This window comes from Arenimonas sp. (genome assembly GCF_036275555.1).
Lineage (GTDB): Bacteria > Pseudomonadota > Gammaproteobacteria > Xanthomonadales > Xanthomonadaceae > Arenimonas.
Window position 1 is genome coordinate 21,022 of the sequence record NZ_DASUDO010000043.1, and the last position, 11,923, is coordinate 32,944.

Here is an 11,923-nt window from a genome sequence, read left to right on the forward strand (position 1 = left end):
GTGGAGCGACAGAATCATGGGTGGCCCGAAGGCTTGCGCAAGGCGTGATCGTACCCGGCTTGGCCGGCCGGGTCAGGACCGGGTCCGGAAAAGCCTGCTCCGCGGCGCTTACCCAGATCGCTGTAGGCGCCGGCCAGGGATTGGCGGATGGCTTGCCTGGCCTCGGGGTCGAACCACTGGCGCTTGGCTTCGGCGTCGGGCTGGAAGGCTTGCCCGGGGATCTTGGAGTGGACCGCCATGCGCGCCTGCATCCGCGCCGCGCCGGCGTCGTCGATGGCGATGCGGAAATGCCGGCAGATGGCCTCCAGCGCCGGGGCATCGAGCTGGGCGTAGTCGAGCGCGAGCGACTCCGGCGCATCCGGCAACTGCACCATGGCTTGCATCAGCGCGCGCAGGACGCGGATGCGCTGGTCCAGCACGGTACCGTCGGCAGGCCCGGGCGAGAACACCGGCGACAGCGGCGCCAGCGAGGGATCGCCGGCCATGTGGCGGCCGGCGCCGCGGGCGTGCGAGGCCAGGATCTCCTCCGGCGCGCGGAACAGCAGCAGCCGGGGAACGCCCGGGAACGCGTCGCGGATCAGGGGCCAGGCGAACAGGTCCCAGGCATTCCACTTCACCACCACCCGGTCGCGGCCCGGGAACGGCGCCGCCTGCAGCGCCACCAGCCACTGCAGCAGCCGGCGCCGGGGCGCGTCGCCCAGCGAGGTGTCGAGCAAGGCCTCGGTCATCGGCGGCGGCTCCGACAGCACCGTGGTGTCGTCGAGCGTCGAGAGGCAACCCGACACCAGCGTCGAGCCACAGCGCGAAAGGTGGAACACCAGGCCGGCGGGCACCGGCAGCGGGTCCGGCGCCGTCGCCAGCAGCGGCGCGATCGCCGTGCGCGGCTGGATGAAGTGCCCCGCCAGCTGCTGCCGGCAGCGCGCGATGTACTCGTCCTGGAAGGGTTCGGTGGCCGGCCCGTCGGGCAGGCACCAGGCCAGGCTGCGGCTCGCGGCGTGGTAACGATAGGGAAACCAGTGCCCCGCGAGCGCACCGGCGTCGCCGTCGAGCACCTCGCGATTGCAGCGGTTGAGTTCGGCCACCAGCGCGTCGTCGCCCACGCCATCCAGGCCCCAGGCATCGCGCAAGCGCTGGAACAGCATCGCGGGCGAGCGCGCCTCGCACAGGTGGGCCATCGCGTCGCGCGACGCCACCAGCGCCCGGTAGCGGGGCAGCAGGTCCACGCCTCAGCCCGGCGCCGGATGCCGCGGATCGCCCGCCTGGACCTTCGCCACCAGCCAGTCGTTGGCGACGCAGTCGATCACCAGGTGGATGCGGTCCTGGTCGCCGCGGTTATGCACCGCGTGCACCTGGTCGGCGTTGAAATACCAAAGCTCGCCAGCCTGCATCGGCATGCGTTCGCCGTCGACGACGAAGGCGACCGACGCGTTCGTGCGCACCGGCACGTGCATCCTCGCTACGCCGTGCTCCAGGCCCAGGCCCGGATCGCGATGCGGCTTGATTTCTGCGCCGGCGTGCAGGCGCATCAGCCGCACCGATTCCACCGGACAGGCGAGCGCGGCCAGCAGGCCGCGAATGGCCGGGCAGTGGTCGAGCACCGGCAGGTCCTGCCAGTGTTCACCACCGACGATCGCAAAGCCCTGGAGGATCGGATGCGCGTCGGCGTGCTCGCGCTGGCAGCGCAGCGGCAGGACGTCCCAGCGGCCGGTGTAGTCGCGCTGGTTGACGTGGTCGACCCAGCCGCGGTCCAGCAGTGCACCGACCTCGGCCTGCAGTTCGGCCAGCGCCACCGGCACGTCCAGCCGGGCGAAGGAAACCACCGGGGACCTGTCCATGCGTGGCTCAGGGGGACGCGAGGAACGCGTTCAAGGCCTCGGCCACCTGCCGCGGCTGCGCCATCATCGGCATGTGGCCGCAGCCGGCCAGCAGCACCGACTGGCTGCGCGCCAGGCCGCGGGCGAACACGTCGGCGGCGCTGACGTCGATCACGCGGTCGTCGCGGCACCACAGCAGCAGCGTGTGCGCCTGGATCAGGTGCATCTCCTCCTCCAGCGCGAACGCGTCCGGGCCGCGCCCGATGCCGTCGAGCACGCGCTGCTCGAAACCGGCGTCGGCGCGGCGGCGGCGCACCAGCGCCTCGCTCGCCGGCCACGGCACGAACGGCGGGTCGGCGAAGACGATGCCGAGGTAGCGCTTGAGCTCGGCGCGCGTGGTCACCTGGAACGGGTTCTCGCCCGCGAGCACCGCGTTGGCGAACGCGTTCTCCTCGTAGCGCACGCCGGCCGAGGACATCAGGCTGATGCGATCGACCAGGCCCGGGTTGCGCGCACTCATCAGGCCGACGATCTGCCCGCCCATCGAATGCCCGACCACCAGCGCCGGCCGCTCGGGCAACGCGCGGATGAACTGCGCCAGCCGCTCGGCCTGTGCCACCGGGCCGTAGTCGCCGCCGGGGTGGCGCTCGCTGGCGCCCCAGCCCGGCAGGTCGGGCGCGATGATGCGGTGCGTCTTCGCCATCTCGCGCATCAGCGGCAGCCAGTTCTCCTTGCTGCCGGTGAAGCCATGCACGAGCACGAGCAGCGGCTTGCCGGCGTCGCGGCCCGATTCCAGCGCCATCCAGCGGTGGTCGGCGACGTCGTACTCCGCCACGCCCGCCTTGGCCAGCCAGCGTTGCCGCGCGAATTCCGCCTCCAGCACGCGCTCGGGCGCGGTGGCGGCGAAACCCACCGCGCCCAGCGCGAGGCCGAGCGAGGTGGCGATGACGATCTTGCGGGTGCCGGAGCGCGGCTTGGGCACGTCAGTCCGGGGTCTTCTGCGCGGCGCGGGCGCGCGCCAGCAGGGCCTCGACCGAGGCGCTGGTGATCGGGTGGTAGCCCGGGCGCGCCATCGCGAAGATCTGGGTGGCGAAGGCCAGGCCTTCCTCCGACTTCGACAGCGCATCGTAGGTCGGCATCACCAGCTTGCGGCGGCCGATCTTGCGCAGGAACAGCGACATCGCCGGGCGCGCCTCGAAGTAGCCGCTGCGCACGCTGAGCGGATACCAGCGCTGGGCCAGCTCGCCGTTGCTGGTGCCGGTGAAGCGGAAGGCCTGGTCGAGCTCGACCAGCCGCTCGGCGTCCAGGGTTTCCGGCAGGCCTTCCAGGAAATACACCCACTCCTGCGTGGTCCACGCCGCCGTCTCGAGGTCGCGCGCGGCCGCGCGCTGCTCAAGCCACGCCGTCCGCGCGGCATCCACCGCATCGAAGCGCGGGGAGGCGGTCTGGGGCGCGAACGCCGGCACGCCCGGGCGGGTCAGCCACTCCATGACCTCGGCCTCGGACACCACGCCCGGGCGCTTGGCCATCAGGTTGGACTTCAGGAAGGCCAGGAACTGGTCGCTGTCGGCGCTCTGGAAGGCGTGCGCGTCGAACCACGCGCGCAGGAAGGCATCGAAATCCGCGCGGCCGTAGCGCTGCTCGAGGAACTGCAGGAACCACGCGCCCTTGTCGTAGGCCACCGCGCCCAGCGCATCCTCGGGATCGCTGCCGCCGCGCATCGGCAGCACCAGCACCTGGCGCTCGGGCGGCAGCTCCTTGAGCTGGTCGAGCAGGCCGTTGCGGCTGATCACGAACTCCATGTCGGCGCGCGGCTTGCCGTACAGCGCCTCGACGATGCGGTTCTCGACGTAGCTGGTGAAGCCCTCGTTGAGCCACATGTCCTTCCAGCTGGCGTTGGTGACCAGGTTGCCGGACCACGAATGCGCCAGCTCGTGCGCGATCAGCGACACCAGCGACTTGTCGCCGACGATCACGGTGGGCGTGATGAAGCTCAGGCGCGGGTTCTCCATGCCGCCGAACGGGAACGAGGGCGGCAGGATCAGCAGGTCGTAGCGCTCCCAACGGTAGGGGCCGTAGAGCGATTCGGTGACCTTGATCATCTCCTCGGTGTCTTCGAACTCCTTGACCGCCTTGTCCACGGTCTGCGGCTCGGCCCAGACGCCGGCGCGCGCGGAGATCGGCTTGAACACGAGGTCGCCGGCGGCGATCGCCATCAGGTAGGACGGGATGGCCTGCGGCATCGAGAAGCTGTAGTCGCCGTCGCGGGCGGCGGCCGGGTCGTTGTCGGCGCTCATCAGCGCCATCACGGTGGCCGGCGTGCGGATGCGCGCGGTGTAGGTGAAGCGCACCGACGGCGTGTCCTGCAGCGGCACCCAGCTGCGGGCGTGGATGGCCTGCGACTGGCTGAACATGAAGGGCGTCTTGCCGCCGGCGGTCATCGCCGGGCTCAGCCACTGCAGGCCCGAGGCGTCGGGCGAGGTGGCGTAGCGGATGCGCACCTGCTCGAACTGGCGCGGCAGGGTGATGGTGAGCTTGCTGCCGAAGCGCTCGTCGCGTTCGGCCAGCACGAACGGCACCTCGCGGAACTTGCGCTTGCCGTTGCGGGCTTCGACGGCGGCGATGGCGAGGTCGCGGGTGTCGAGCACCAGGTCGCGCTGGGCCGGGTCCACCCAGTCGAGGCCGAGGGTGGCGCTGCCGCTGAGCTGGCGCTTCTCGAAATCCACGGTGAGGTCGAGGGCGAGGTCGCGGATGCGAACCTTGTCGGGCTGGGCGTAGGAATGCTCGTCGCTGCGGCGGTCCTGGCCGAAGGCCGGGGCGGACGCGATCAGGAGGGCGAGCAGGAAGCCGAGGCGGGGCATGGTCAATTCCACTGACAGGACCTCCGGATTCTAACGCAGGCGGGCCGGGCTGCCGGTGTGGTTCCCGGGGCCGGCCACTCCCCCGCGGGGGCGGGGTCCGGCGTGACTTGCCTCAAGTTCCGGGCCCGGCAATCCGGGGATACTGTGGGTAATCCTTACCGGTAGGACCCCATGGAACCCGCCAGCCACGCGCCCCGCACCCCGCACCTGATCGCCGACGCCGCGACCCTGGCCGCCTACGTCAAGGACGTGGCCGCCGGCGGGCACTCCTGGCAGGCCCCGGAAGGCCAGCTGTCGCTGGAGGCCTGGCTGGCGCTGGGCGACGACTGCAACGAGGGCGCCTACCGGCTGGCGGCCCGGCTCGGCCTGCCGCTGGTCCGCCTCAAGGACCTGCCCTCGGGCGCGGACGCGACCGCCCTGCTGCGCCCGGAGGTGGTGCGCCGGCTGCGGGCCGTACCGCTGAAGCTGTTCGAGGGCGTGGTGACGGTGGCGATGGAGGACCCGGGCAGCCCCGACTCGCTGGCGACGCTCGACTTCCTTTGCCGCCAGCGCGTGCTGCCGCTGGTGGCCAGCGCCCGCGACATCCGCGAGGCGATCGCCGAGCACTACGACAAGGTCGAGGACCGCGACGTCGCCCACCAGCTGGGCCTGGACCCGGGCGCCACCGGCCACGAGACCACCATCCAGGAAGCCGAGCGGCTGTCGCGCGAGAAGCCGGTGGTGCGCATCGTGCAGGGCCTGATCAGCGAAGCCGTGGCCCGCCGCGCCTCCGACATCCACCTGCGGCCGGGCGAACACGGCACCGAGGTGCTGTACCGCATCGACGACGAGATGGTGCCGGTGCGACGCCTGCTGCGCAGCCTGCACCCGGCGGTCACCAGCCGCGTGAAGGTGCTGGGTGCGATGAACCTGGCCGAGCACCGCAAGCCGCAGGACGGCCGCACCACCTTCACCCTCGACGACGGCCGCGACGTGGACCTGCGCATCTCGGTGCTGCCGGCGGTGTACGGCGAATCGGTGGTGATCCGCCTGCTCGACACCAACGAGAGCCTGTGGGACCTCGAGCAGCTGGGCCTGAGCGCGGCCGACCGCCAGCGCATCGACGACGTGATGGGGCGCAGCCACGGCATGTTCCTCACCACCGGGCCGACCGGCTGCGGCAAGTCCACGACGCTGTACGCGATGCTGCTGGAGCTGCGCAAGCAGCGCATCAACATCCTCACCATCGAGGACCCGGTCGAGTTCTACATCGACGATATCCAGCAGATGCAGGTGAACCGTGCGGCGGGCTTCACCTTCGCCAGCGCGATGCGCAATTTCCTGCGCCACGATCCCGACGTGATCATGGTCGGCGAGATCCGCGACGAGGAAACGGCAGGCATTGCGGTCGAGAGCGCGCTCACCGGCCACCTGCTGCTGTCCACGCTGCACACCAACACGGCGGCGACCACCGTGACGCGCCTGCTCGACCTCGGCGTCGAGGCCTACCTGCTGCGCGCCTCGCTGCTGGCGGTGATGTCGCAGCGGCTGGTGCGGCTGACCTGCAAGCACTGCCGCGAGGTGGAGAAGGTGGACCCGCACATCCGCGGCATCCTGGGCGTGGGCGAAGACGAGGTCTTCCACGTCGGGCGCGGCTGCTCGCACTGCGACGGGCTGGGCGTGTTCAAGCGGCGCGCGGTGTACGAGTTCATGGTGGTGACCCCGCGCATCCAGTCACTGATCGTCCCCGGCGCCGAGGCCGACACCATCCACCGCACGGCGATCGAGGAAGGCATGGTGCCGATTACGCAGGCAGCGGTGGCGCTGGCGCGGGAGGGGTTGATTTCGCTGGGGGAGGCTTGGCGGGTGCGGGCGGATTGAAGCCCTGGAGCGGGAAAAGCAGGAGGCAGGAGGCAGGAGGCAGGAGGTAGGAGGTAGGAGGTAGGAGGTAGGAGGTAGTGAGAGCGGAGGGCTGCCTTCTTTTACTACCTTCTAACTCCTAACCACTAACTTCTTCTCCCATCCCGAACGAGCTACGCCGTGTTCAGACCTTGTAGCCGGAGTGAATGGCGACAATGCCCGCACTAAGGTTCCGGTAATCGGTGCGCCCGAAGCCGGCCGCCGCCATCATGGCCTTGAGTTCGTCCTGCGGCGGGTGCTTGCGGATCGACTCAGCCAGGTACTGGTAGCTGTCGGCGTCGTTGGCGAACAGCTTGCCCAGGCGCGGCAGCACCTTGAACGAATGGAAGTCGTAGACCGGGCGAAACCACTCGGGCTTGACCTGGGAGAACTCGAGCACCAGCGCGCGGCCGCCGACCTTGAGCACGCGGTGCATTTCCCTCAGCGCATTCGCCTTCTCGGTGACGTTGCGCAGGCCGAAGGCGATGGTGACCAGGTCGAAGCTGGCGTCCGGGAACGGCAGCGCCTCGGCGTTGAGCTGCACGTACTCGAGGCCGCGCACCAGGCCGCGGTCGGTGAGGCGGTCGCGGCCGACGCCGAGCATGGCGGCGTTGATGTCGCCCAGCACGACGCTGCCGGTGTCACCCACGCGCTCGTGCAGCAGGGCGGCGATGTCGCCGGTGCCGCCGGCCAGGTCGAGTACGCGGTCGCCGCGCTTCACGCCCGAGGTGCCGACGAAGTAGCGCTTCCACAGGCGATGGATGCCCAGCGACATCAGGTCGTTCATCAGGTCGTACTGCTGTGCGACCGAACTGAACACCTGGCCGACCAGCTTCTTCTTCTCGGCCACCGGCACGTCGCGGAAGCCGAAGTGGGTGGTGCCGCTCTCGGGGGTCTTGTCCATGGCCGGGATTATCGCACCGCCGGCGCCATGACATCATTCACGCATGGAAACCCTTCGCTATTGGCACAACCCGCGCTGCAGCAAGTCCCGCGAGGGGCTGGCGCTGCTCGAATCCCGGGGCGTTTCGCCCGGGCGGGTGCTCTACCTGGCCGAGCCGCCCTCGCCCGCCGCCGTGCTCGCCCTGCTGGGCAAGCTGGGCGGGGATCCGCGCCGGCTGGTGCGGTTCAAGGAGGAGGCGGCCGCGGCGCTGGGCCTGTCGCCGGCCGATGAGCGCCCGGCGGCCGAATGGGCCGCCCTGCTGGCCGCGAACCCCGGACTGATCGAGCGCCCGGTGCTGGAGTCGGCCGATCGCGCCGTCATCGGCCGGCCCAGCGAGGCGCTGCTGGCCCTCCTGTAGCCGCGCCCCCCTGTAGGAGGGACTTCAGTCCCGAAGCTTTTCGCCGAAAAGCTTCGGGACTGAAGTCCCTCCTACAGGGGGCGAGGCGCTTGTCCTCGGGCGGGGGCGACCCCAGAACAGGGGTTCACGACCAGGAGCCCGCATGGACCCGAATGTTTTCCACGCCACCACCATCCTTTCCGTCCGGCGCGGCGACCGCGTCGTGGTGGCCGGCGATGGCCAGGTCACCCTCGGCCACACGGTGATGAAATCGAATGCGCGCAAGGTGCGGCGCCTGGCCGAGGGCAAGGTGCTGGCGGGCTTCGCCGGCGCGGCGGCCGATGCGTTCACGCTGTTCGAAGTGTTCGAGGCCAAGCTGGGGCAGCACAACGGCCACCTGCTGCGCGCCGCGGTCGAGATGGCCAAGGAATGGCGCACCGACCGGCGCCTGGGCAAGCTCGAGGCGCTGCTGGCGGTGGCCGACCGGGAAAGCTCGCTGATCATCAGCGGCAACGGCGACGTGATCGAGCCCGAGGACGGGCTGGTGGCGATCGGCTCCGGCGGCCCCTATGCCCTGGCGGCGGCGCGCGCCCTGCTGCAGCACAGCCAGCTCGACGCCCGCGCGATCGCCGAAGCCGCGCTCAACGTGGCCGGCGACATCTGCATCTACACCAACCGCAACCTCGTGATCGAGGAACTCTGATGTCCGAACTGACCCCCCGCGAGATCGTCGGCGAACTCGACCGCTACATCATCGGCCAGAACGAGGCCAAGCGCGCCGTCGCCATCGCCCTGCGCAACCGCTGGCGCCGCATGCAGCTCGACCCGGCGATGCGCGACGAAGTGATGCCCAAGAACATCCTGATGATCGGCCCCACCGGCGTCGGCAAGACCGAGATCGCGCGCCGGCTGGCGGCGCTGGCCAATGCGCCGTTCGTGAAGGTGGAGGCGACGCGCTTCACCGAGGTCGGCTACGTCGGCAAGGACGTCGAGCAGATCATCCGCGACCTGGCCGACGGCGCGGTGAAGATGTTCCGCGAGCAGGCCAAGGCCCGCGTGCGCACGCAGGCCGAGGAGCGCGCCGAGGACCGCATCCTCGACGCGCTGCTGCCGCGGCGAAAAGGCCCCGGCTTCGCGATCGAAGTGAACGCCGAGGGCGAGAACGAGACGCGCAACAAGCTGCGCCGCCAGCTGCGCGCCGGTGAGCTGGACGATCGCGAGATAGAACTCGAACTCAGCCAGGCCGCCGCCGGCATGGACATCATGACGCCGCCGGGCATGGAGGAGATGGGCCAGCAGCTGCGGGCGATGTTCCAGAACCTGGGCGGCGGCAAGGCGCAGAAGCGCAGCCTGGCGGTGAAGGTGGCGCGGCCGCTGCTGGTCGAGGAAGAGGCCGGCAAGCTGGTCAACGAAGACGACGTCCGCGTCAAGGCGATCGAGGCCTGCGAGCAGAACGGCATCGTCTTCATCGACGAGATCGACAAGGTGGCCAAGCGCAAGGACGCGATCGGCGGCGGCGACGTCAGCCGCGAGGGCGTGCAGCGCGACCTGCTCCCGCTGGTCGAGGGCAGCACGGTGAGTACCAAGTACGGCGTGGTGCGCACCGACCACATCCTGTTCATCGCCTCGGGCGCCTTCCACCTGGCCAAGCCGTCCGACCTGATCCCGGAGCTGCAGGGCCGCTTCCCGATCCGGGTCGAGCTGGGCGCGCTGAGCCGCAACGACTTCAAGCGCATCCTCACCGAGCCGAAGAACGCGCTGGTGCGCCAGTACATGGCGCTGCTGGCCACCGAGGGCGTGAACATCGGCTTCGACGAGGGCGCGATCGACCGCCTGGCCGAGATCGCCTTCCTGGTCAACGAGCGCCAGGAAAACATCGGCGCCCGCCGCCTGCACACCGTGCTGGAAAAACTTCTGGAGAAACTGAGCTTCGAGGCCCCCGACAAGGGCGGCCTTTCCCTGATGATCGACCGCGCCATGGTCGACGCCCAGCTCGGCGACGCCGTCCAGGACCCCGACCTCAGCCGCTACATTCTGTAAACAAAGATGTACCAGGTTCATTTAGCCCCCAGGATCCGCCCCTTCTGGCGCCATCCCGGGGGCTAAATGAACCTGGTACGTTTTTTTTGATGTCAGGTTTCCGCCGGTGGCCCGGACTAGGGTTTTGAGACCGGATGAAGACCGACATGCCCGCCGCCGCCCTTGCCCCCAGCGCGCCCCGCGCCGAGTCCGCCATGCCCCTGGCCACGCCTGACATCGAAGCCGTGCTGCGCGAACACGGGCCGATGCTGGCCCGCATCGCCGGCAGCTATGAATCCGAGGCGGCGCGGCGCGACGACCTGCTGCAGGAAATCAGCCTCGCGGTCTGGAAGGCGCTGGCCAGCTGGCGCGGCGACGCCTCGCTGCGCACCTTCCTGGCCCGCGTCGCGCACAACCGCGCCATCGACCACCTGGCCCGCGAGAAGCGCGCCCGCGGCGACGAGCTGCACGAGGACCACCCCGATCCGGACGCCAACCCGCTCCAGCACGCGCAGATGCACCAGCGCCGCAAGGACCTGCTGGCCGCCGTGCGCGCGCTGCCGCTGGGCCAGCGCCAGGTGGTGGTGCTGGCGCTGGAGGGTTTTTCACAGCGCGAGATCGGCGACACCCTCAAGCTCGAGGAAAACACGGTGGCGCAGCGCCTGAGCCGCGCCCGCCGGCAATTGAACGAATGGCTGGGAGACGCGGCATGAACGGGCCGATGAAGGACTGGGACGCGATGGGCTCGGATTGGCGCGGCCAGGACGTGCCGAAGATCGACGTCGACGCGCTGCGCGCCGAGGCCGGCCGGCAGGGCCGGCGGCTGCGCATCATGCTGGTGCTGGAGACACTGCTGGCGGCCGTGATGGTGGTATTCCTGGCGTGGGTGGCGCTGCGCGCCAACGCCAAACCGGTCGAATCCTGGGTGGCCGGCGGCCTGGCGCTTTTCATGATCCCGTACCAGGCGTACATCGTCTGGCTGCGCCGGCGCGAGTGGAGCGAGGCAGGGCTGGATGTCCACGCCTTGATCGACATCGAGCGGCGCCGCTGCACCACCACCCTGCACTACTGGCGGTTCGGCATGTACAGCGCGATGGGGCTCCTGCTAACCCTGCACGCCGCCATGTGGATCGCCATGTATTGGGGCGACGGCACGGAGCTGGCGCACGACCTTCTGAACATGCAGGTTGGCGCCGCAGTCACGATGCCGTTCGTGGGCCTCTACGGCGTCCGCCGTTCCCGCCTGGCCCGCGAGCGCTGCCAGCGGCTCGCCACGCTGGCCGAGCAGTTGCGTTGATCCCGGCGCCGGTTTCTCCGGCGACCGACGGTAAACTGGCCGCATGAGCACGCCCCGCCCCACCGACCTGATCCTGCACCGCACCTCGCACGCCCTCGAAGTCGCCTTCGACGACGGCAGCCGCTTCCGCCTGCCCTGCGAGTACCTGCGGGTGGAATCGCCCAGCGCCGAGGTGCAGGGCCACGGCCCGGGCCAGAAGGTCCTGGTGGCCGGCAAGCGCAACGTCAACGTGCGCGCCATCGAGCCGATGGGCAACTACGGCGTGCTGCTGCGTTTCGACGACGGCCACGACACCGGCATCTTCAGCTGGAGCCTGCTGCACGAACTGGGCCGCGAATACGACGCCCGCTGGGCGAACTACGTCGCCGCGCTCGAAGCCGCCGGCCTTTCCCGCTAGAAAACAAATGAACCTGGTTCATTTGTTTTACTTGCGGCGGGCGCGGGGGTGGGCGGCGTCGTAGACCTTGGCCAGGTGCTGGAAGTCGAGGTGGGTGTAGATCTGGGTGGTGGCGATGTCGGCGTGGCCCAGCAGCTTCTGCACCACCCGCAGGTCCGCCCCGCCCTCCAGCAGGTGGGTGGCGAAGGCGTGCCGCAGCACGTGCGGACTGACCCGCGCCGGGTCGATGCCGGCGTCCGCCGCCGCCTCGTCCAGCATCTGGGCGAACCGCCGCGGCGTCAGCCGCCCGCCCTTCCCGCGTGACGGGAACAGCCAGGGGTTGGCCTTGTCGCCCTTCGGCAGGAAGGCGGGTCGCGCGTCCAGATAGGCCTTCACCG

General features: G+C 70.1%; 13 protein-coding genes. 7 read left to right on the top strand and 6 right to left on the bottom strand.

Going from position 1 to position 11,923, the window contains the following annotated elements; all coding sequences use genetic code 11:
• Positions 1–14 precede the first annotated feature (14 nt).
• The 4 genes from VFV21_RS11550 to VFV21_RS11565 are packed head-to-tail and all read right to left on the bottom strand — an operon-like array spanning position 15 to position 4,675.
• Complete coding sequence (locus tag VFV21_RS11550; RefSeq protein ID WP_329669571.1) at positions 15–1,223, bottom strand: hypothetical protein; 1,209 nt, start codon at positions 1,221–1,223, stop codon at positions 15–17.
• Positions 1,224–1,226: 3 nt separating this feature from the next.
• Positions 1,227–1,835, bottom strand: coding sequence for an aspartyl/asparaginyl beta-hydroxylase domain-containing protein (locus VFV21_RS11555; protein ID WP_329669572.1), 609 nt, complete (start codon positions 1,833–1,835; stop codon positions 1,227–1,229).
• A 7-nt stretch (positions 1,836–1,842) separates the two neighbouring features.
• Entirely contained in the window at positions 1,843–2,796 is a 954-nt protein-coding gene (locus VFV21_RS11560; protein WP_329669573.1) for an alpha/beta fold hydrolase, read from the bottom strand.
• Position 2,797: 1 nt separating this feature from the next.
• The gene (locus tag VFV21_RS11565) at positions 2,798–4,675 is read right to left on the bottom strand and encodes a M1 family metallopeptidase (protein WP_329669574.1); all 1,878 of its coding nucleotides are present in this window, start codon (positions 4,673–4,675) and stop codon (positions 2,798–2,800) included.
• A 171-nt stretch (positions 4,676–4,846) separates the two neighbouring features.
• Between VFV21_RS11565 and VFV21_RS11570 the strand changes: the two genes are divergently transcribed.
• Positions 4,847–6,535 (top strand): GspE/PulE family protein, encoded by a 1,689-nt coding sequence (locus VFV21_RS11570; RefSeq protein ID WP_329669575.1) that lies wholly within the window; start codon positions 4,847–4,849, stop codon positions 6,533–6,535.
• Positions 6,536–6,698: 163 nt separating this feature from the next.
• Here VFV21_RS11570 and ubiE read toward each other — a convergent pair whose 3' ends face one another.
• Positions 6,699–7,457, bottom strand: coding sequence for a bifunctional demethylmenaquinone methyltransferase/2-methoxy-6-polyprenyl-1,4-benzoquinol methylase UbiE (gene ubiE / locus VFV21_RS11575; RefSeq protein ID WP_329669576.1), 759 nt, complete (start codon positions 7,455–7,457; stop codon positions 6,699–6,701).
• A gap of 43 nt (positions 7,458–7,500) precedes the next feature.
• Here ubiE and VFV21_RS11580 point away from each other — a divergent pair, with 43 nt between their 5' ends.
• The 6 genes from VFV21_RS11580 (at position 7,501) to VFV21_RS11605 (ending at position 11,546) form a co-directional block, all read left to right on the top strand.
• The gene (locus VFV21_RS11580) at positions 7,501–7,854 is read left to right on the top strand and encodes an ArsC/Spx/MgsR family protein (protein ID WP_329669577.1); all 354 of its coding nucleotides are present in this window, start codon (positions 7,501–7,503) and stop codon (positions 7,852–7,854) included.
• A 142-nt stretch (positions 7,855–7,996) separates the two neighbouring features.
• A complete protein-coding gene (hslV, locus tag VFV21_RS11585; RefSeq protein WP_329669578.1) occupies positions 7,997–8,536 on the top strand; it encodes an ATP-dependent protease subunit HslV in 540 nt (179 codons plus the stop codon).
• Positions 8,536–9,873, top strand: coding sequence for an ATP-dependent protease ATPase subunit HslU (hslU, locus tag VFV21_RS11590; protein ID WP_329669579.1), 1,338 nt, complete (start codon positions 8,536–8,538; stop codon positions 9,871–9,873). Before hslV ends, hslU begins: the two co-directional genes overlap by 1 nt.
• Before the next feature lie 146 nt (positions 9,874–10,019).
• Complete coding sequence (locus VFV21_RS11595) at positions 10,020–10,565, top strand: sigma-70 family RNA polymerase sigma factor (RefSeq protein WP_329669580.1); 546 nt, start codon at positions 10,020–10,022, stop codon at positions 10,563–10,565.
• Positions 10,562–11,149, top strand: coding sequence for a hypothetical protein (locus VFV21_RS11600; protein WP_329669581.1), 588 nt, complete (start codon positions 10,562–10,564; stop codon positions 11,147–11,149). Before VFV21_RS11595 ends, VFV21_RS11600 begins: the two co-directional genes overlap by 4 nt.
• A gap of 43 nt (positions 11,150–11,192) precedes the next feature.
• A complete protein-coding gene (locus tag VFV21_RS11605) occupies positions 11,193–11,546 on the top strand; it encodes a DUF971 domain-containing protein (RefSeq protein ID WP_329669582.1) in 354 nt (117 codons plus the stop codon).
• Between the two features lie 27 nt (positions 11,547–11,573).
• Here VFV21_RS11605 and VFV21_RS11610 read toward each other — a convergent pair.
• The coding region (locus VFV21_RS11610; RefSeq protein ID WP_329669583.1) for a tyrosine-type recombinase/integrase at positions 11,574–11,923 on the bottom strand (350 nt) is incomplete at its 5' end.

Coding starts and splice junctions, on each gene's coding strand:
- VFV21_RS11600 (WP_329669581.1), top strand. CDS start 10,562: ATGAACGGGCCGATGAAGGACTGGGACGCGATGGGCTCGGATTGGCGC.
- hslU (WP_329669579.1), top strand. CDS start 8,536: ATGTCCGAACTGACCCCCCGCGAGATCGTCGGCGAACTCGACCGCTAC.
- VFV21_RS11580 (WP_329669577.1), top strand. CDS start 7,501: ATGGAAACCCTTCGCTATTGGCACAACCCGCGCTGCAGCAAGTCCCGC.
- VFV21_RS11565 (WP_329669574.1), bottom strand. CDS start 4,675: ATGCCCCGCCTCGGCTTCCTGCTCGCCCTCCTGATCGCGTCCGCCCCG.
- VFV21_RS11570 (WP_329669575.1), top strand. CDS start 4,847: ATGGAACCCGCCAGCCACGCGCCCCGCACCCCGCACCTGATCGCCGAC.
- VFV21_RS11555 (WP_329669572.1), bottom strand. CDS start 1,835: ATGGACAGGTCCCCGGTGGTTTCCTTCGCCCGGCTGGACGTGCCGGTG.
- VFV21_RS11595 (WP_329669580.1), top strand. CDS start 10,020: ATGCCCGCCGCCGCCCTTGCCCCCAGCGCGCCCCGCGCCGAGTCCGCC.
- ubiE (WP_329669576.1), bottom strand. CDS start 7,457: ATGGACAAGACCCCCGAGAGCGGCACCACCCACTTCGGCTTCCGCGAC.
- hslV (WP_329669578.1), top strand. CDS start 7,997: ATGGACCCGAATGTTTTCCACGCCACCACCATCCTTTCCGTCCGGCGC.
- VFV21_RS11605 (WP_329669582.1), top strand. CDS start 11,193: ATGAGCACGCCCCGCCCCACCGACCTGATCCTGCACCGCACCTCGCAC.